General features: G+C 69.1%; 12 protein-coding genes. 8 read left to right on the forward strand and 4 right to left on the reverse strand.

Annotation, left to right across the window (positions count from 1 at the left end):
- Position 1: 1 nt before the first annotated feature.
- From ACSVDO_RS01715 to ACSVDO_RS01725, 3 genes are read right to left on the reverse strand one after another with little or no spacing between them, the layout of a single operon-like run.
- Positions 2-1,189 carry an acyl-CoA dehydrogenase family protein gene (locus tag ACSVDO_RS01715; protein WP_489594700.1) on the reverse strand — a complete coding sequence of 396 codons (1,188 nt, stop codon included), beginning with the start codon at positions 1,187-1,189 and terminating at the stop codon, positions 2-4.
- Positions 1,179-3,335 carry an acetate--CoA ligase family protein gene (locus ACSVDO_RS01720; protein ID WP_489594701.1) on the reverse strand — a complete coding sequence of 719 codons (2,157 nt, stop codon included), beginning with the start codon at positions 3,333-3,335 and terminating at the stop codon, positions 1,179-1,181. The genes ACSVDO_RS01715 and ACSVDO_RS01720 overlap by 11 nt, the downstream gene beginning before the upstream one ends.
- A 3-nt stretch (positions 3,336-3,338) precedes the next feature.
- Positions 3,339-4,109, reverse strand: a complete 771-nt coding sequence (locus tag ACSVDO_RS01725; RefSeq protein ID WP_332535687.1) for an enoyl-CoA hydratase/isomerase family protein — start codon at positions 4,107-4,109, stop codon at positions 3,339-3,341.
- A gap of 288 nt (positions 4,110-4,397) precedes the next feature.
- Between ACSVDO_RS01725 and ACSVDO_RS01730 the strand changes: the two genes are divergently transcribed.
- Positions 4,398-5,303 carry an SMP-30/gluconolactonase/LRE family protein gene (locus ACSVDO_RS01730; protein ID WP_489594702.1) on the forward strand — a complete coding sequence of 302 codons (906 nt, stop codon included), beginning with the start codon at positions 4,398-4,400 and terminating at the stop codon, positions 5,301-5,303.
- On the opposite strand, the gene ACSVDO_RS01735 is transcribed toward ACSVDO_RS01730, so the two are convergent.
- Positions 5,288-6,226, reverse strand: coding sequence for a LysR family transcriptional regulator (locus ACSVDO_RS01735; RefSeq protein WP_489594703.1), 939 nt, complete (start codon positions 6,224-6,226; stop codon positions 5,288-5,290). The genes ACSVDO_RS01730 and ACSVDO_RS01735 overlap by 16 nt on opposite strands.
- A gap of 130 nt (positions 6,227-6,356) precedes the next feature.
- Here ACSVDO_RS01735 and ACSVDO_RS01740 point away from each other — a divergent pair, with 130 nt between their 5' ends.
- The 7 genes from ACSVDO_RS01740 (at position 6,357) to recD (ending at position 19,604) form a co-directional block, all read left to right on the forward strand.
- Entirely contained in the window at positions 6,357-7,427 is a 1,071-nt protein-coding gene (locus ACSVDO_RS01740; RefSeq protein WP_332535683.1) for an LLM class flavin-dependent oxidoreductase, read from the forward strand.
- A gap of 10 nt (positions 7,428-7,437) precedes the next feature.
- The gene (locus ACSVDO_RS01745) at positions 7,438-8,223 is read left to right on the forward strand and encodes a flavin reductase family protein (RefSeq protein WP_332535681.1); all 786 of its coding nucleotides are present in this window, start codon (positions 7,438-7,440) and stop codon (positions 8,221-8,223) included.
- Between the two features lie 14 nt (positions 8,224-8,237).
- Complete coding sequence (locus tag ACSVDO_RS01750) at positions 8,238-8,993, forward strand: SDR family NAD(P)-dependent oxidoreductase (protein WP_489594704.1); 756 nt, start codon at positions 8,238-8,240, stop codon at positions 8,991-8,993.
- 57 nt (positions 8,994-9,050) lie between these two features.
- Positions 9,051-10,016, forward strand: a complete 966-nt coding sequence (locus ACSVDO_RS01755) for a Bug family tripartite tricarboxylate transporter substrate binding protein (protein ID WP_332535678.1) — start codon at positions 9,051-9,053, stop codon at positions 10,014-10,016.
- A gap of 266 nt (positions 10,017-10,282) precedes the next feature.
- Positions 10,283-13,816, forward strand: coding sequence for an exodeoxyribonuclease V subunit gamma (gene recC, locus ACSVDO_RS01760; RefSeq protein WP_489594705.1), 3,534 nt, complete (start codon positions 10,283-10,285; stop codon positions 13,814-13,816).
- Complete coding sequence (recB, locus tag ACSVDO_RS01765; RefSeq protein WP_489594706.1) at positions 13,813-17,505, forward strand: exodeoxyribonuclease V subunit beta; 3,693 nt, start codon at positions 13,813-13,815, stop codon at positions 17,503-17,505. Before recC ends, recB begins: the two co-directional genes overlap by 4 nt.
- Entirely contained in the window at positions 17,502-19,604 is a 2,103-nt protein-coding gene (gene recD, locus ACSVDO_RS01770; protein WP_489594707.1) for an exodeoxyribonuclease V subunit alpha, read from the forward strand. The genes recB and recD overlap by 4 nt, the downstream gene beginning before the upstream one ends.
- The last annotated feature ends 6 nt before the right edge of the window (positions 19,605-19,610 follow it).

Below are 19,610 nucleotides of genomic sequence, written 5' to 3' on the forward strand. Positions count from 1 at the left end.
GTCAGTGCTCCCGGGGCAGCTGGAGAATGCGTTGGGCAATCAGATCGAGCTGGACTTCGGAAGTCCCCGCATAGATCGTCTCGGCGCGTGAGAACAGGTAGGCCTGGGTGAAGACCTTGCGCGCGCGCCGGGCCAGCGCGCTCGACTGCGGGCCGATCTGGCTGACCTGAGACAGCGCGAAACTGGCGAACGACTGGTGGCATTCGGACCAGAACAGCTTGGTCAGCGAGCCGCGGGCGCCCACGGCCTGGCCTTGCAGGATCTGGTCGACCGAGCGCTCGACCAGTCCCTTGAGGCCGTCGATCTCGGCCAGCAGCTCGCCGACACGGCTCTGCACGCCGCCGTCTTCCAGCTGGAGCGCGAGCTGCGGGTCGGAGCGCAGCGCGCGCACCAGAAAGCCCAGCTCGGCTTCGAAGCGCCAGGGACGGTACATGCGGTTGGTCGCGCGCTCTATGCCCAGCACCTTGAGCGCCGCGGCCCAGCCTTCGTCGGGCGCGCCCAGGCGCGCGCTGTCGGGCACGACCACGTCGTCAAAGAACACTTCGGCAAACGAGTCCTTGCCGTCGATCGACTTGATAGGCACCACGCGGATGCCGGGCGTGTTCATGGGCACGGCAAACATCAGCAGGCCGCGGTGGCGGTCGGCAACGGTGCCGGTGCGCGCCAGCAGCAGGCAGTAGTGGGCCTTGGCCGCGCCGCTGGTCCAGATCTTCTGGCCGTTGATGCGCCACTGGTCGCCTTCCTGTACGGCCTTGGTGCGCAGGCGCGCGAGATCCGAGCCCGCGTCGGGCTCGGAAAAGCCCTGGCACCAGAATTCGCGCATGGCCAGGATATTGGCCAGGAAGCTCTGCTTTTGTTCCTCGGTGCCCACGGCCATGATGATCGGGCCCGCAAGCTCCTTGCCTATGGAGCTCACGCTGTCGGGCATCAGCAGGCGGCCGACTTCCTGGTTCACGACCAGGTGTTCGCGCAGGCTCAGACCATGGCCGCCGTAGATCTTGGGCCAGGTCATGCCCGCCAGGCCGGCCTGGTGCATTGCGGCTTCCCAGGCACTGCTTTCCTGCAGCGTGGGCGTGCGGTAATCGAGGCTGTCGCCGCGCATGTGCGCGGGCAGGTGGGTCGCGAGCCAGTCGTGGGCATGGCGGCGGTAGCCGGCCAGGTCGACGCTCATAGGGAAATCATTCAGCATGGGCGCTCTCGGTTTCAGGAATGCAGGCCACCATCAGCGCGTCCAGGATGGCAATGCCTTGGCCAGCGGGGCGCACGAGAATGGGGTTGAGGTCGATTTCGCCGACCTGGTCGCGGTGCGTGCAGGCGAATTCGGACAGCCGGGCGACGGCGCGCGCCGCGGCATCGATATCGGCCCTGGCCTGGCCGCGCGCGCCGTCGAGCAGCGGGAACAGGCGCAGCGAGCGGATCATGGCCAGCGCCTGGGCCTGGCTCACGGGCGCGGGTTGCACGGCGACATCGCGCAGCACTTCGGCGTAGATGCCGCCCATGCCGACCATGACCACCGGGCCGAACACCGGGTCGCGCGAGATGCCGGCGATCAGCTCGGTGCCGCCGCGCAGCATGGGCGCGACCAGCAGGCCCTCGATGCGCGCATCGGGCGCATGCGCGGCGACGCTCGCAAAGATGCGCGCGCTCGCGGCGCGCACCGCAGCGGCATCGGCCAGGTTCAGCGCCACGCCGCCGGCTTCGGTCTTGTGCGCAATGTCTTCCGACAGGATCTTCAGCACCACCGGATAGCCCAGCGCGTCGGCGGCCTGCACGGCGGCGTCGGCGTCCTTGACGCTGCGCTCCAGCGGCACTTCGAAGCCGGCATCGATCAGCACCTGCTTGGCCGCGTACTCGTTGCGGAACGCGGACTCGGGCAGGCGCGCGCCAGCGCTGCGCGCCGGGACCGCAGGAGGCTGTTCGGCGGCCAGCAGTTCGGCCTGGCGCACCAGCGCCGCGATGCCGCGCGCCGCGGCGTCTATGCTCGAAAACACTGGAATGCCCAGCGCCTGGATCTGCACCACGGCATCGGCCGGGCCACGGCTGATGATGATCAGCGGGCGCTGCGGATAGGCCGCGCGCAGCTGGGCCAGCGCCTGCAGGTAGATATCGCGCAGCCGGCTGCTGTACAGGCCCAGCGAGAGAAACAGCACGGTCGTGGCTTCGCCCGGGTCTTCCTGCAAGGCGGACAGCACTTCGAACAGGATGTCGGGGCGGCTGGAAATCTGCGCCGAGGCATCGACGGGATTGCTGGTGCTTGCGCCGGGCAGCACCTCGTGGATGCGCGCGCGCGTGGCGGCGGCAAGCGCGGGCAGGGCCAGGCCGGCGTCGCTCATCGCGTCGGCCATCATGATGCCGAAGCCGCCCGAGGCCGCAACCAGCGTCACCGCGGGCTTGCGCGGCAGGCTGTGAGGCAGGAGCTGGCTCAGCGCCTGGCCGATTTCCACCAGGTCTTCATGCGAGCGCACGCGCAGCGCGCCATGGCGGCGCAGCACGGCATCAATCACCGCGTCCGAGCCGGCAAGCGCGCCGGTGTGCGAGGCGGCCGCGGCCTGGCCTTGTTCCGTCGCGCCTATCTTGAGCACCACCACGGGCGTCTGGTGTTCACGCGCAATTGCCAGCGCCTGGGTCAGGCGTTCGCCGTCGCGGCAGGTTTCCATGCAGCACAGGATCACGCGCGTTGCCGGGTCGCGCGCCAGTGCGGCAATGCCGTCGGCCAGATCGACTTCGGCTTCGTTGCCCGTGGTCACCATGCGGCTGATGCCCACGCCGCGCTGCACCAGCAGCTGCAGCGTGTAGCTGCCGATATTGCCCGACTGCGAAACAATGCCGATCGCGCCGGGCCGGGGGTAGTAGTCTTCCAGCGCGACCGAGAACGAGGCAATGGCGCGCTCGGCCACGCCCACCGTGCCCAGGCAGTTGGGGCCCAGCAGGCGCATGCCGTGGCGCAGCGCCGTGGCGCGCATCGCCGCCTGCCAGGCCGCGCCTTGCGCGCCGGCTTCGGCAAAGCCCGACGACAGCACGACCACGGCGCGCACGCCGCGCGCCGCGCAGTCCTCGACGGCCTGCAGCGCGTGGGCTGCCGGCACGGCAATCAGCGCCAGTTCGGGCGCTTCGGGCGTGTCGGCCAGGCGGGCATAGGCCGGCAGGCCCTGGATTTCACCGCCCTTGGGGTTGATGGGATAGATGGCGCCGGCATAGCCGTGGCGGCGCAGCAGGTGCACGGGGCGCCCGCCGATCTTGGTGGCGTCGGCCGAGGCGCCGATCACGGCAATGCCGCGCGCCAGGAAAAAGGCGTCCATCCCGGCCCCCGGGGCGGGTGTCTGGTAGTCGCTCATGGTTCAGCGGCCCTTGAATTGCGGCTCGCGCTTTTCGAGAAACGCCATGCGCGCTTCGCGTGCGTCCTCGGTGCGCGCCAGCGTCATGGTGAATTCCTGCTCGAAGCGGTAGGCGTCGCGCTGCGGCATCACGTCGACCATGTTGGCCGCGCGCTTGGCGTAGATCACGGCCAGCGGTGCCTTGGACGCGATTTCATGCGCCAGCTTCATGGCCACGGGCAGCAGTTCCTCGGGCGGCAGCACGGCTTCGAGCACATTGCGCTGCAGCAGCTCGGCGGCCGTGAGGCGCTGGCCGGTGAAGAACATGCGGCGTGCCGTGGAGCGGCCAAACAGCGTGCGCAGCATGGACGCGCCGCCGGCCAGGCCGACGTTGATCTCGGGCATGCCGAAGGTCGCGTTGTCCGAGGCGTAGAGGATGTCGCAGGCCGCGGCCAGCCCCAGGCCCGCGCCCAGCGCCGCGCCGTTGATCGCGGCAATCACGGGCTTGGCGCATTCGCGTATCGCATTGCCGGTTTCGCGGGTAATGCGGTTGTGTTCGAGAAAATCGCCGGGAATATCGGCGTCCGGGCGGTCCTTCAAATCGGCGCCGGCGCAGAAAACCGAGCCCTGGGCCGTCAATACCGCGCAGCGAATATCATCACGCGCTGAAATGTCGTCGAAGATCGCGACGATTTCCCGGCGCATTGCACGGTTGAGCGCATTGACGGGCGGGCGGTTGAGCGTGACCAGAGCGACTTTGTCCTTGACTTCAAACAGTACGCTTTTTTCAGCCATGGTTCACCTCCGCCAGATTAATAAGGGCATTTGCCGGGCAGGAATGGAAAATGTCCGCGGTCTGGCGCGGAAAATCGGTGGCGTTCAAGTTTGTCTCCTGGTATTCGGGGTAAACCCGAGCCCTCTACAAGGGGGGCGCAGGGAAATTCTAGGGACGAACCGGGCAGATCAGTCCCCGTCAAATCGTTGGATGTGTTCTGCGAAAACGTACGGAGTCGCGCTGTCATCCCCTCGTAAGATGAGCGCAATCGCCTCGCCCTTGCGGGCCTTTCACACGAGCTTTCCGCCATGTCCGCCTTCCCCGCTTCCCGTCCCGAGATCCAGGCGTTTGGCGCGCTGCACACGCGTCTGGGCGAATGCCCGGTCTGGGACGCGCGCCAGCAACTGCTGTGGCTGATCGACAGCCGCGACGGCCTGCTGCTGGCGCTAGATGCCCAGGGCGATGAATGCCGGCGCTTCGAGCTGCCCGCGCCGCTGGGTTCGTTTGCGCTCAACAGCGACGGCCGCCTGGTGGTCGCGCTGCGCGAAAGCGTGGTGCTGCTAGACCCGGCCAGCGGCCGCCTGCAGACGCTGGGCCGGCTGGAAGAGCAGCACCCCAACCTGCGCCTGAACGACGGCGCGGCCTTGGCCGACGGCAGCTTTTGCGTGGGCACCATGCACACGTTTCGCGAACCGGGCGAAGCGCCGCTGGGCGGCTTGTACCGCGTGGACCCCACGGGGCACATGGCGCGCGTGGATCAAGGCTATGGCGTGGTCAACGGCCCGGTCCAGCACCCGGTCGACGGCCGGGTGTTCGTCTGCGACAGCGCGGCGCGGCGCATCTATGTCTACCCGCAGGCCGGCGCTGCGCCCTGGCAGCGTTCCTTGTTTGCCGATACCCAGCCGCTGGGCTCGGCGCCCGACGGCTGCTGCTTCGACGACGAAGGCGGGCTGTGGAGCGCGCTGGTGCATACCGGCGAGATCGTGCGCTTCGACGCCCAGGGCCGGCCGGGCCAGCGCCTGCGCCTGCCGCTGGCCCACCCCAGCTCACTGTGTTTTGGCGGCCCGCTGCTCGACGAGCTCTATGTGACTTCGATTTCCGACAGCGGCCGGCTCAGCGCCAGCGGCCCGCTTGACGGGCGCGTGCTGCGCCTGCGCGGCCTGGGCCGGCGCGGCGCCTCGCGCCCGGCCTGCAATATTCAGCCGCCAACCTGATCGCTGGCCGCGGGCTCGTCGCCCAGCGCGATGAAACGGTTGCTCTCGCCCGACACATGCTCGACGACGAAGTCGAGAAACAACCGCAGCTTGGTCGGCACCATGGGCGTGTCGAGGATGGTCGCGTACATGCCTTCCTCGTAGGTGGTGTTGGTCACCTGGTAGTCTGGCAGCAGCCGCAGCAGGCTGCCGCGTTCCAGGTCGGCATGCACCGTGTAGTCGTCGAGCAGGGCAATGCCTTCGCCCAGGCGCGCCATCTCGAGCAGCGCCATGCCGTTGTTGCTGGCGTGGCGCGGCTGGAAGGCCAGGTCCTCGATCTGGCCAGCCTGGCTGAAATGCCAGACGCTTTCGCCGCCGGGTCGCAGGTAGTTCAGGCAGTCATGCTCGCCCAGGTCGGCAGGCTTTTGCGGCAGCGCGCGCCCTTGCAGGTAGGCGGGCGCGGCCACAAGATAGCGCGCGCTGCGAAACAGGATGCGGCGCTTGACGCCGGCCTCGACCGGCGGCGAGATGCGGAAGTCGATGTCGATCTGGTCGCGCCGCAGGTCGGCCGGCGTTTCCGACAGGATCAGCTCGATGTGGATGTCGCGGTAGAGCTTGCGAAAGCGCGCGATCAGCGGCGGCAGCACGCCCAGGCCGAACATCATGCGCGAGTGCACCCTCAGGTGGCCCTTGGGCGCCTCGCGTATCGCGGTGATGCTGGAGTGGGCCGCGTTGATGTTCCAGAGAATGCCTTCGAGCTGGCGCGCATATTCCTCACCCGATTCGGTCAGCATGATCTGGCGCGTGGAGCGCAGCAGCAATTTGACGCCCAGCGAATCCTCGAAATCGGTGATCAGCCGTGAAACCGCGGTTGCAGATACCCCGAACGTGCGCGCCGTGGTTGAAAAGTTCTTGGTTTGCGAAACCGAAAGAAAAAACTCCATAGCACGCAGCCGATCCATGACTTCTCCAATATCCGCAGGACAGAACCTCGATTTTCATGCATTCCGGCCGGCGCCGTGCCTTCCTAGAATCATTTATCAGATTCACGGCTATCAAAACAAGGAGCACAGCATGGAATTCGGCGTCTTCATCCTCGCGCAGCAACGTGGCTATCACCAGAGTTCGCAGCAGGTGATCCAGAACTCTATCGAGCAGACCGTGGTCGCGGAACAGGCCGGCTTCCACAGCGCCTGGTATGCCGAGCACCACTTCAACAACTACTCGCTGTCGCCCTCGCCGCTGATGATGGTCGCGCATGTGGCCGCCAAGACCAGCCGCATCCGCCTGGGCACGGCGGTCTGCATCCTGCCGCTGTACCATCCCGCGCGCTTCCTGGCCGAAGTCGGCTTTGTCGACACCGTGTCCAACGGCCGCCTCGATCTGGGCGTGGGCTCGGGCTATCAGGAGTTCGAATTCGAGCGCTTCGGCGTGAAGATCGCCGAGTCGGGCGAGATCTTCAACGAGTTCCTCGACATCATTCCCAAGGGCCTGGGCGAACGCATCTTCGAATACCACGGCAAGCACCTCGATGTGCCGCCGAGCTCGATTGCCGTGCGCTGCCTGCAGAACCCCATGCCCCCGCTGTGGGTCACCTCGGGCAATCCCACGGTGCTGGGCCGCGGCGTGCGCGAGAACCACAACCTGTTCGTCACCGCGCTGCTCAACGGCAACGACGCGATCACTAGCCTGCGCGCGCGCCTGGACAAGGTCGCCGAGGACAACGGCAAGGACCTGGACCGCGATGTGAAGTTCGGCTTCCTGCGCTGCGCCTATGCGTCCGACAACCGCGCCGAAGTCGACTCCTATCTCGACAACGCGCGCTTCCAGCGGCGCATTTCCGAAAGCCTCAAGTTCCGCCGCGCGCAAAGCGAGGACGGCTACATGGTGCAGGAAGAGCCTTCGCCCACCGACATGAGCTTCGACCAGATGCGCGCCAACCTGCCCGTGGGTTCGGTCAACCAGGTGATAGACAAGATGCTCGAAGAGATCAGCATCCTGCGCCCCAAGCACATCGCGCTGCAGACCCAGCTCGGTGATTTCGACCAGAAGACCATGCTGCGCCAGATCGAACTCTGGGGCGAACGCATCATTCCCGCGATCCGCAAGGAAGTGGGCGAACTCAGCGTCGCCACCGCCGCCTAAGGAGACCCATATGCGCTTTCATCTGTCCGATTCCGGGACCCTGTCCCTGCGCGAGCCCATGGATTTCAAGCGGCTCGAGGTGCTGATCGATCCCCAGCCGCCCGAGGCCGTGGAGCGCGCGATACGCCGCATCGGCCAGCGTGAGGGCGACACCCATGTGCGGCTCGCGCCCTCGGTGCTGCGCTTCGTCAGCGGCCATGCGGGCGAGCCCGAATGGGAGGAGGGCTTTGCGCGCATGCTCGACTACGCGCAGCGCAACGGCTGGGTCGACGCACAGGGCCAGGTGCGAGCCCACATCAGCCATGGCGACCAGGAAGAAGTGGTGTCCATCGCTGAATTCAAGACCGCGCTGCGCGCGCTGCCCGCGGGCATCTGCGCGGTGAGCACGGGCCAGGGCGACGAGGTCGCGGGAATGATTGTGTCCAGCCTCACCGCGGTCTGCGCCGAGCCGCCGATGATTGGTTTTTTCGCCCACCGCCAGTCGTCGTTCACCGCGCCGCTGCTTGAGAGCGGGCGCTTTGCGGCCAATGTGCTGGGCGAAGGGCATGACGCCGTGATGGCCCAGTTCCTGCAGGCGCCGCAGGGCCTGGCGCGCTTCTCGGACGAGCGCTGGCACAGCGAGAGCGGCCAGGCGCCCGTGCTGGCCGACGCGCTGGCCAGCATGGAATGCGATGTGGTCTGGACCCAGGAGCTGGGCACGCATGTGCTGGTCGTCGGCAAGGTGCGGCGCTCGCGCAACAGCCCGTCCAACCCGGTGGTGCACTTCAACGCCGCCACCCACCGCATCGCGGCGTGAACCGGGACGCCGCCATGTACACACCCTTGCTGGGAAAAATTGCGCTGGTGACCGGCGCGGGCTCGGGCATAGGCCGGGCCCACTGCGAACTGCTGGCCGCGCGCGGCGCGGCAGTCATCGTCAACGACCTGCACGCCGATGCCGCCCACGAGACCGTGGCGCGGGTGCGCGCGGCCGGCGGACAGGCCCTGGCCTGCGTCGCCGATGTCTCGAACCGCGCCAGCGTTTCAGAGGCGTTCGCTGCCGCACAGCAGCAGCTGGGCGCGGTCGACATCCTGGTCAACAACGCCGGCATTCCCGGCGGCATGCGGCCGCTCGAAGAGATTGACGAGGCGGCCATCGATCTGATGCTGGCCGTGACGGTCAAGGGCGCCATGCTCTGCACCCAGGCCGTGCTGCCCGCGATGAAAGCGCGGCGCAGCGGCCGCATCATCAACACCGCGTCGATCACCGCCTATGGCACGCACCGCAACGTGAGCGCCTATGCGGCGGCCAAGGGCGCCATCATCAGCCTGACGCGCGCCTGGGCGCGCGAATTCGCCGAGTGGAACATCCTCGTCAACGCCGTCGCGCCCGGCCGCGTGCAGACGCCCATGAGCGCCGAACTCAGCGCCAACCCCGAATACGCGCGCGAAGTGCAACTGCGCGTGCCTCTGGGCCGGCGCGCCCAGCCCGAGGAAATCGCCTCGGTGGTGGCGTTTCTCGCCTCCCCGGACGCCGACTACATGACCGGCCAGATCCTCGGACCCAACGGCGGCGAAGTCATGTAGCCGCGCGCTTTCAGCATGAAGCGTGCGCAGGTCGAAAAATAACTACCGGAGACAAAAATGCACCTTCTCAAGATACTGGGAGTCGCCGCTGCCGTGGCCGCCACCCTGCCGCTGCAGGCCCAGGAAGCCTTTCCCAAGCGCCCCGTGACCATCGTCGTGCCGTTCTCGGCCGGCGGCGTGACCGACCTGTTCGCGCGCACCACCGGGCTCAAGCTCGGCGCGCTGTGGGGCCAGCCCGTGATCGTGGAGAACCGCGTGGGCGCAGGCACCATCATCGGCACCCAGCATGTGAGCCGCGCGCCGGCCGACGGCTATACGCTGCTGTTCACCAGCTATGCGTTCACCTCGAACCCCGAGCTGCGCAAGAACCTGCCTTATTCGCCGGCGGCGTTCCGCCCGGTGGCGCTGCTGGGCTCCACGCACAACATCCTGCTGGTCAACAACAAGCTCAAGGGCAAGTCGCTGGCCGAGCTGATCGCACTGGCCAAGGCCCAGGCGCCCAAGGGCGGGCTGTCGCTGGGCTCGTCGGGCGCGGGCTCTAGCCCGCATATCGGCGCCGAGCTGTTTGCCCAGCAGGCGGGCATTCCGTTCACCCATGTGCCCTACAAGGGCCAGGGGCCGGCGATGATAGACCTGACCTCGGGCGTTTTTGACGGCATGTTCGACGGCATGTCGTCGTACCCCCAGGTGCAGCGCGGTTCGGTCAGCGCCGTGGCAATTGCCGCGCCCAAACGCCATCCCGACGCGCCGGAGCTGCCCACGTTCCGCGAACTGGGAATGGACTTTGTCGCCGGCAGCTGGTTCGGCCTGCTCGCGCCCGCGGGCGTGCCCGACGAGATCGTCGCCAAGATCAACGCCGACCTGCGCGAAGTGCTCAAGGACCCCGAGCTCAAGGCGCAGATCGCCAAGACCGGCCTGCAGGTTTCGACCTCCACGCCCGAAGCCTTTGGCAAGTTCCTGGCGCAGGAGACGGAGAAGCTGCGCAATCTGATACGGCAGGGGGCGAAGATTGACATCAACTAGTGGGTTGTTGGAAAGGGCAGAGTGAGTCTTGTCTTGAGGACAGGACGTTCATGGTTCGACGCGGCCGGCGAGGCAGGCTCACCACGAACGGGTAACTGACCGTTCGCCCTGTCGAAGGGTGAACGTCCCGCGTTAGGAAAAAATTCCCAGCCCTTGCCGCCCCCGCCGCAAGGGCTTTTTGCATGCCTGCAACAACCCCTCTCGCCGCGTTAAGCTTTACGTCTGGCGCAGCGCCCTGCTGACGCTCCCCTTGCAAGGAAAAGACGTTGGCATCGACACTGCAGCCCGGGCTCATTGCCCTGCACGGCAACCGCACCGAAACCCTGGCCGAGACCGTGTTCTCGTGGCTGAGCGCGCACCCGCTGGGGCCGCTGGAGCAGGAAGTGGTGCTGGTGCAGAGCAACGGCATGGCCGAGTGGTTCAAGATGGGCATGGCGCAATCGCTGGGCGTGTGCGCCGCGGCGCGCGTCGAGCTGCCCGCACGTTTCCTGTGGCGCAGCTACCGCCAGGTGCTGGGTGCGGCCGCCGTGCCGCGCCAGTCGCCGCTCGACAAGACCGCGCTGACCTGGCGGCTCATGCGCCAATTGCCCGAATGCGCGGCGCAGGGCGGGTATGAGGCGATAGGAGGGTTTCTCGCGCCCGGTGATGCCGAGCGACTGCTGCAGCTGTCCGAACGTCTTGCCGACCTTTTTGATCAATACCAGATCTACCGCGCTGACTGGCTGGACGACTGGGCCGCGGGCCGCGATGTGCTGGCCACGCCCGGGCGGCCCACGCTGGCCGTGCCCGAAGACCAGCTGTGGCAGCCCATGCTGTGGCGCTGCATACTGGCCGGGCTCGATGAAAGCCAGCGCGCCAGCACGCGGCCGCAGCTGCACCGCCAGGTGATTGCCACGCTCGAAAGCGGCGCGCCGCTGGTACAGCCGCTGGCGCGCCGCGTGGTGCTGTTCGGCATGAGCCACTTGCCGTTGTCCATGCTGCAGACGCTGGCCGCGATGTCGCGCCACAGCCAGATCCTGCTGGCCGTGCCCAACCCCTGCCGCTTTCACTGGGCCGACGCGATCGACGGCCGCGAACTGCTGCGCATCGAGCGTCGGCGCCAGCCGCTCAAGAACGGGCGCGACCTGGCCGCGCTGCCGCTGGAAATGATGCATGCCCATGCGCACCCGCTGCTGTCGTCCTGGGGCCGGCAGGCGCGCGACTATGTGCGCCAGCTCGATGCGTTCGAGACCCAGCTGCCCGAAGGCATTGCGGCCGAGCTGCCGCGCATAGATATCTTCGACGAAGAGGTGGACCCCGACGCGCCGCTGCTGTCCCTGGTGCAGCAGGCGATACGCGACATGGTGCCGCTGACCGAGCACGCGCACAGCGCCGTCGCGCGCGCCGACCACTCCATCGTCTTCCACAGCGCGCACAGCATGGTGCGCGAACTCGAAGTGCTGCACGACCAGCTGCTGGCGCTGCTGGCCGAGCCCGCAGAGGCCGGCCGCCCGGCGTTGCAGCCGCGTGATGTGGTGGTGATGGTGCCGGCGATCGAAGGCGTGGCGGCGTCGATTCGCGCGGTGTTCGGCCAGTACGGCCGGCATGACGCGCGCCATATTCCTTTCGATATCGCCGACTTGAGCGCCAGCGACAACAACCCGCTGGTCGCGGCGCTGCAGTGGCTGCTGCGCCTGCCGCAGCAGCGCTGCCGGCTGAGCGAACTGCGCGATCTGCTGGACGTGCCGGCCGTGGCCGCGCGCTTCGGGCTCGATGCCGATGATCTTCCCCAGCTCAGCGCCTGGATGGCCGGCGCGGGCATACGCTGGGGGCTCAACGCCCAGCAGCGCGGCGCGCTCGGGCTCGCGGCCTGCGGCGAGCAGAACAGCGCCTGGTTCGGCCTGCACCGCATGCTGCTGGGCTTTGCCAGCGGCAGCGGCGCCTTTGACGCTGGCGCGGCCGGCGACGCCTCGGGCCTGGCGCAGATCGAGCCCTACGCGGAAGTCGGCGGCCTGGGCGCCGAGCTCGCGGGCCAGCTGGCGACGCTGCTCGAGCGCCTGCTGGACTGGTGGGCGCTGGCCGGCGCTGCGGCCGATCCCGCGGGTTGGGCGCAGCGCTTTCGCCGCCTGCTGGCCGATTTCTTCGCGCCGCAGACCGACAGTGACCGCGCGCTGCTGGCCGCGCTCGACAGCGCGCTGTCGTCCTGGCTCGAAGCCTGCGAACTCGGCGGCTTTGACGACCCGGTGGAGCTGATCGTCGCCCAGCAGGCCTGGCTCGACATCGTGCAGCAGCCTTCGGTCGACAGCCGCTTCCGTGCGGGCGGGGTGACGTTCTGTACGCTGATGCCCATGCGCGCGATTCCATTTGAAGTCGTGTGCCTGCTGGGCATGAACGACGGCGACTACCCGCGCCGCGCCATGCGCAGCGACTTCGATCTGATGGCCTTGCCAGGCCAGCTGCGCCCCGGCGACCGCGCGCGCCGCGACGACGACCGCCAGCTGATGCTCGAGGCGCTGCTGTCGGCGCGGCGCATGCTCTACATCAGCTGGGCCGGGCGCAGCGTGCGCGACAACAGCGAGCAGCCGCCGTCGGTGCTGGTCTCGCAACTGCGCGACTATCTGGCCGCGGGCTGGGTGGGCGAGGGCGGCGATCTGCTTGCGCAGCGCACTTTCCACCACCCGCTGCAGCCGTTCAGCCGCAGCTATTTTTCGCCCGACTCCACGCTGCGCACCTATGCGCGCGAATGGCGCGCGGCGCATTTGCTGCGCGCGGACGACCCGGCGAGCGCCGTGCCGGCGCTCGCGGCCTTCGTGCCCGACATCGAGGTCCCGCTGACGCTGTCCCAGCTGCATGGTTTTGTGCGCCATCCGGCCCAGGCGTTCTTCCGCCACCGGCTCAATGTGCGCTTCGAGAAAGAGGAGCAGCTGAGCCTTGACGAAGAGGCTTTCGGCCTGCAGGGCCTGGCGGGCTACAGCGTGATCGAGCAGCTGCAGACCCAGGTGGTGGCCGATATCGAGGCCGCGCCGGCCGTGGGCATTGCGCTGGAGCAGCGCGTCGCCGGCCATCTGGCGCGCATCGAACGCGCGGGCACGCTGCCGCTCGCGGGCCTGGGCACGCGCAAGCGCGCCGAGCTGCAGGAGGCCGTGCTGCCTTCGCTGCAGTCGTGGCTGGCGCATCGCAACCGGTTCGACCGGCCGGTACAGCGCCAGCGCCTGCATTTCGCCCAGGACGGCCTGGTGTTCGAGGACTGGCTCGATGATCTGCGCGTTCCCGACCGCGACGGCGAAGCCGTTCCGGCCTGGATCTCGCTGCAGGCGCGCGCGCTGCTGGGAACGCGCGGCGAAGTGCGCCCGGCCGCGGTGCTGCTGCCCTATCTGCGCAGCCTGGTGGCCGCGGCCTGCGGCGTGCAGGTCCAGGGCATCATCGTCGCGCGCGATGCGACGCTGGCGCTGCAGCCCATGCCGCCGGGCGAAGCGATGGCGCAGTTCCAGACGCTGCTGCAGGTCTGGCAGGCGGGCCAGGACAGCCCGCTGCCGCTGCCGCTCAGGACCGCGCTGGCCGCGGCGGCGGCGGGCGAAGACCTGGCGCGCGCCGAGACCGCCTATGAAGGCGATGGCTTTGCCCAGGCGGGCGAGGCCGACGACGCCTGCTGGGCGCGCCTCTATCCCGATTTCGACGCGCTGACCGCCGACGGCCGCTTCGCGCCGCTGGCCGAGGCCGTGCATGCACCGCTGCTGGCCTGGCTGGCCGATCAGGTGCAGGTGCTGGAGCCGGGAACGCTGGCGCCGGTGATCTATCTGTTGCCGCTGGAGCAGGCATGAGCCATGTATTGAACGCACACGACTTTCCGCTGTGGGGCAGTCGCCTGATCGAAGCCAGCGCGGGCACGGGCAAGACCTGGACCATTGCCGCGCTCTACCTGCGGCTGGTGCTGGGCCATGGCGGCGCGAACGCGCATCCGCGCGCGCTGCTGCCGTCCGAGATCCTGGTCATGACCTTCACGCGCGCCGCGACGCGCGAGCTCTCGGACCGCATACGCGCGCGCCTGACCGAAGCCGTGCAGTGCTTTCGCGGCGAAGCCCAACCCGCGGCGCACGACACGCTGCTGCAGGGCCTGCTGGCCGACTACCCCGAAGGCCAGGAACGCACGGCGGCCGCCTGGCGCCTGGCAATGGCCGCCGAAGCCATGGACGACGCCGCGGTGTTCACCATCGACGCCTGGTGCCAGCGCATGCTGCGCGAGCATGCGTTCGACAGCGGAAATCTGTTTGACGAGGAGCTGGCGGCCGACGAGGAGCAGCTGCGCCGCGAGGCGGTGCAGGACTACTGGCGCCAGCAGTGCTATCCGCTGGGCGGCGAACTGCTGGAAACCGTGCTGGGCGTGTGGAGCGGGCTGGACGCGCTGGCGCAGGACATGCGCGGTCTGCTCGATCAGGCCGTGGACCCGGCCGCGGGCGCGGGCAGCCTGGCCGACGCCGTGCAGGCCGCCCAGGCCGAGCGCGCGACGGCATTGACCGATCTCGCCCAGGGCTGGGGCGCGCAGGCGCAGGCGCTGCGCGACTGGCTTGATGCCCAGGTCGCGGCGCCGGGCGCGCACTGGGACGGGCGCAAGCTCGCGCCACGCCATTACACGGGCTGGCTGCAAAGCGTGATCGACTGGGCTGCGGCCCCGCAGGAAGTCGAGCTGACATTGACCGAATCCGCGCGCCACCGGCTCAGCCCCGAAGGCCTGCTCGAAGCGCGTAAAAAAGGGGCGCCTGCGCTTGCAGTTCCGCCGGGCTTCGAGGCGCTGCAGCAGCTGCTTGCCGACATGGCCAGGCTGCCGCAACTGGGCAGTCGGCTGCGCCTGCATGCCGCGGCGCGCGTGCTGCAGCGCCTGGCCCAGCTCAAGCGCCAGCAGGGCACGTTCGGCTTTGCCGACCTGCTGCAGCGGCTGGACCGCGCGCTTGCGGGCGACAACGGCGCAGCGCTGCGCGCGCGCATCCAGGCGCAGTATCCGGCCGCGCTGATCGACGAATTCCAGGACACCTCGCCGCTGCAATACCGGCTGTTCGAGCGCATCTACCGCACGCAGGAAAACGACGCGCAGACCGCGCTGCTGCTGATCGGCGACCCCAAGCAATCGATCTACGGCTTTCGCGGCGCCGATATCTACAGCTACCTGCAGGCGCGCGATGCGACGGCCGGGCGCCACTATGTGCTCGACAGGAATTACCGCTCGACCCAGGCGCTGGTCGACGCCGTCAACCACTGGTTCGGCCAGGCCGAGCAGCGCGGCGGCGCGGGCGCGTTCATGTTCCGCAGCGAGGCGGGCAATCCCCTGCCTTTCGTTGCCGTGCAGGCCCAGGGCCGCAAGGAAGTGTTCCAAGCTGCCGGCGGCCCCGTGCCCGCGCTGCAGCTGCAGGTGGAGCTCGACCCGCTGCAGACCGCCAAGCGCGCGCAGCGCGGTTTCGCCGCGCGCTGCGCCGCGCAGATCGTGCAATGGCTCAACGACCCCGAAGCCGGCTTTGCCGCGCCCGGCGAGGCGCTGGCGCGGCTGCGCCCGGCCGACATCGCGGTGCTGGTGCGCACCGGCAACGAGGCGCGCGCCGTGCGGCGGGAACTCGGCGCGCGCGGCGTGGCCTCGGTCTATCTCTCCGACAACGAATCGGTGTTTGCCGGCAGCGAGGCCCAGGATCTCGTCGTGTGGCTGCACGCCGTGGCCGCGCCGCGCGATGCGCGCGCCGTGCGCGCCGGCCTGGCGACGCGGCTGCTTGATCTGTCGCTCGACGAACTCGGCTGGCTTGCGGCCGACGACGAAGCCTTCGACGCGCGCTGCGAGCAGCTGCGCGGACTGCAGGGCGTATGGCAGGGTCAGGGCGTGCTGGCGATGCTGCGCCAGACGCTGCACCAGTTCGATCTGCCCGCGCGCTGGCTCGCCGAGACCGGCGGCGAGCGCCGGCTGACCAACTACCTGCACCTGGCCGAGCTGCTGCAAAGCGCCAGCGCCCAGCTCGAAGGCGAGCATGCGCTGATACGCTGGCTCACCACGCAGTGCGCGGGCGAAGGCAGCCACAGCGACGAACAGATCGTGCGGCTGGAAAGCGACGCCGACCTGGTCAAGGTGGTCACGGTGCACAAGAGCAAGGGGCTCGAGTACCCCGTGGTGTTCCTGCCGTTCGCCTGCAGCTTCCGCGAGATCAACCGCCGCATGGACCGCTTCGTGAGCCTGCCCAAGCCTGAAGGCGGGCGCGCGCTGCGCCTGGATTACGACGACGCCGAACTCGCCCAGGCCGACGACGAACGCCTGCGCGAAGACCTGCGCCTGCTGTACGTGGCGCTGACGCGTGCGCGCCATGCGCTGTGGCTGGGCGTTCCCATGCTGCAGGCCGCGCGCAGCAAGGCCACGACCACCATCAACCACAAGAGCGCGACCGGCTATGCGCTGGCTGGTCCCGAGGAGCGCACGCCCGATGACTGGCGCGCGCTGCTCGATGTGTTCAGCGCCGGCCAGGACGCAGTGCAATGGCAGGCGGTGCAGGATGCGCCCGCGCGCAGCCTGCTGCAGGCACGCGCAGCGCCGCCGCAATTGCTGGACGCGCCACCATACGCCGCACAGTTCGACCGGCGCTGGGGCATAGGCAGCTTTTCCTCGCTGGTGCGCGCGCTGGCCGCGCCCACCTTGCCGGTCTCGCCCGTGCCGCTGCAGCAGCCCGCCGACGACGAACTGCCGATGGAAAGCGACGCGCCCGCGCCGGCCCAGCCCGCGGCGCCGGCCCAGGCTGCGGTCTGGCACCGCTTCATGAAAGGCCCGGTGGTCGGCAACTGGGTACACGACGAACTCGAATGGCTGGCCGGCGAAGGCTTTGCGCTCGAAGCCGACGGCCAGGGGCCGCTGGCCCAGCGCCTGCTGCAGCGCAGCGAGCGCGCGGGCCGCGCGGCCCAGGGCGCCGATCTGCTGGCATGGCTCAAGGCCGTGGTCCACCATCCGCTCGCGCCGCTCGGCGTGCCGCTGTCGGGGCTGGACCAGGTGCTGGCCGAAATGGAGTTCTGGCTGCCCGCGGCGCGCCTGCCCGCGCCCGAGATCGACAGGCTGTGCCAGCAGCATCTGCTGGCCGGCCAGCCCCGGCCGGCATTGCCCGCGCGCCAGCTGCACGGCATGCTGATGGGCTTTGCCGATCTGGTGTTCGAGCATGAGGGCCGCTACTGGGTGCTCGACTACAAGACCAACTTCCTGGGGCGCGACGCCGCGGCCTATGACGAGCGCGCGCTGCGCGAAGCCATGGCGGCCCACCGCTACGACGTGCAGGCCGCGCTCTATCTGCTCGCGCTGCACCGGCTGCTGCAAAGCCGGCTGGGCGCGGCCTACGACCCGGAGCAACATCTGGGCGGCGCGCTTTACTTCTTCGTGCGCGGCATCGACGGCCCGGCGCTGGGAATGCATGTGGTGCCGCCTTCGCTGGCGCTGCTCGATGCACTCGGTACGCTGCTCGACACTCCAGACCTTGAGACGCAAGCCAATCTGCCATGAAATCCGTCGACAACCTGACCTTCGATCTGTTTGCCGATCCCGAACCGGCCGCTGCGCCGCCGGCCACGCCCATGGATGTGCTCGCCACCCTGCGCGACTGGAGCGAGCAAGGCCTGCTGCGCCACCTCGATACCGCGCTGGCGCGTTTCATTGCCGCCCAGGACCCCGAGGCCGCACCCGAACTGCTGGTCGCCACCGCCGTGCTGGTGCAGATGGAAGGCCGCGGCCACAGCTGCCTGCCGCTGGCCACGCTGATTGCCGACCCGAACGCCGTGCTGGCCTGGCCCGCCGATGCGCAGGACGCGCTCAACGCGCTCTGGGCGCAGTTGCCCGCGCGGCTCGCGCCATGGCAGGACGCGCTGGCGCGCAGCCCGCTGGTGCGCGTTGCCGCCAGCGCGCCCGACCAGGGCCAGCCGCTGGTGCTGGGCGGGCCTGACGACGCGCCCCTGCTGTATCTGCGCCGCTACTGGGACTACGAGCGCCAGGTCGCGGCGCAGATCACCGAGCGCAGCACGGCCGTGCTGCCGGTCGACGCGGCCGAAGTGAAGCGCTGGCTGGACAAGATGTTCGCGCCCGCGCCCGCGACTTTCGACTGGCAGCGCCTGGCCTGCGCGGTCGCGCTGCGCGGCCGTTTCTCGGTGATCACCGGCGGTCCGGGAACGGGCAAGACCTATACGGTCGCGCGCCTGCTGGCGCTGCTGTTTGCCACCGCGCCCGAGCCCGAACGGCTGCGCGTAGCGCTGGCCGCGCCCACGGGCAAGGCCGCGGCGCGGCTCAAGCAATCGATAGACAAATCGCTCAAGGAGCTGCATGCAAGCCTGGGCGGGCTGCTCGATCTCGAAGCGCTGGTGAAGCGCGTGGGCGCGGCGCGCACGCTGCACTCGCTGCTGGGAGCGCGCCCCGACACGCGCGCGTTTGCGTTCCACCATGGCCGGCCGTTGGACATCGACGTGCTGATCGTCGATGAAGCCTCGATGATCCACCTCGAAATGATGGCTGCGCTGCTCGACGCCTTGCCCGCGACGGCGCGCGTGGTGTTCCTCGGCGACAAGGATCAGCTGGCCTCGGTCGAGGCTGGCGCCGTGCTCGGCGACTTGTGCCGCAGCGCCGAAGCCGGCCACTACACGCCCGAGACCGCGCGCTATGCGCTGGCCGCGGCCGGCCAGCAGCTGCCTGCGGCATTTCTTGCGGATGCCGACAACGCCTTGCCGCTGGCCCAGCAGACCGTGATGCTGCGCGAGAGCCGGCGCTTTGGCGGCCCCATAGGCCAGCTGGCCGAAGCCGTGAATACCGGCGACAGCGCGCGCGCGCTGGCGCTGCTGCAGGCCGGCGAGGGCGGCGTGCTGCGCCTGCGCGAAGGCGCGCCCGCGGCCAGCGTCTGGCAGATGGCCGTGGAGGATATCGGTGACCACGTGAACTACCAGGCCTTTGCCCAGGCGCTGGCCGCGCGCCCCGCACCCGCGCTCGGCGTTGAAGCGCATACCGCCTGGGTGCGCGACGTGCTTACGGCGTTCGAGCGCTTTCGTCTGCTGTGCGCGGTACGCGAAGGCGACTGGGGCGTGGCCGGACTCAACCGCGCCATCGAGAAAGCGCTCGCTGCACAAGGCGCGATCGCGCCGCGCGGCGAATGGTATGCGGGCCGGCCGGTGATGATCACGCGCAACGACGCGGCGCTGGGCGTGTTCAACGGCGACATCGGCGTGGCGCTGCCGGGCGCGGCTGCGGGCGCCGGTCTGCGCGTCTACTTCATGGACGGCCCTGAATTGCGCGCCGTGGGCGTGAGCCGGCTGGCGCATGTCGAGACCGCGTTTGCGATGACGGTACACAAGAGCCAGGGCTCGGAGTTCGAGCACACGGCGCTGGTGCTGTCGGCGCACGCGGGCAGCGTGCTGGGCCGCGAGCTGCTCTACACCGGCATCACGCGCGCGCGCCAGGCCTTCACCTTGATGGCCCAGGCGCCTGGCCTGCTGGCCACGGCCGTACACAGCCCCACGCAGCGCGCCAGCGGGCTGCTGCGGTTTCTGGAGCGGGAGGCTACGGCGGCGCGGGCAGCGCCGGTGGCGGGCGTGCCCGACGAACTCGCGCCCTGGGTCGATTGAGCCCGG

The sequence above is a fragment of the Comamonas sp. DB36 genome (assembly GCF_057914905.1).